This is a genomic window from Pseudomonas sp. AC463, assembly GCF_979253585.1.
The window spans coordinates 1-316 of record NZ_CEEDDZ010000354.1; the positions used below are offsets into that span (position 1 = coordinate 1).

Annotated in this window: 1 protein-coding gene; it reads left to right on the forward strand. The window is 69.3% G+C overall.

Going from position 1 to position 316, the window contains the following annotated elements; genetic code table 11:
* Positions 1–72 precede the first annotated feature (72 nt).
* Positions 73–316: hypothetical protein (locus tag AC0IYH_RS30495; RefSeq protein WP_471837892.1), on the forward strand; the 244-nt coding region annotated here is incomplete at its 3' end.

Genomic DNA, 316 nt, shown 5'->3' on the forward strand with positions numbered 1-316 from the left:
TCCGGTCGCCGCCGCTACGCTCTTTACGGACGATCGCGACGGCAGGGCGATCCTGATCTGGAAGGAACGCTCATGGCCGGTATCGCCCTGCTTTCCCAGCCGCTGGACCTCGTCGTACTGGGCGACGCGGATCGTTCGTTCCTGTCGCGGCTCTCGCCGATGCCGGCCCGGCACATCCCGTTGCGCGCCGACACATCGGCCGACCGCAAGCTGACGGCATCGCACCTCGACCGGGCCGTGCTGGATGCCGGTCGGCCGGTCTTGCTCGTGGCACAGGGAGCGGCATGTCTGGCGGCGGCGTGGTGGACCCGGCTTT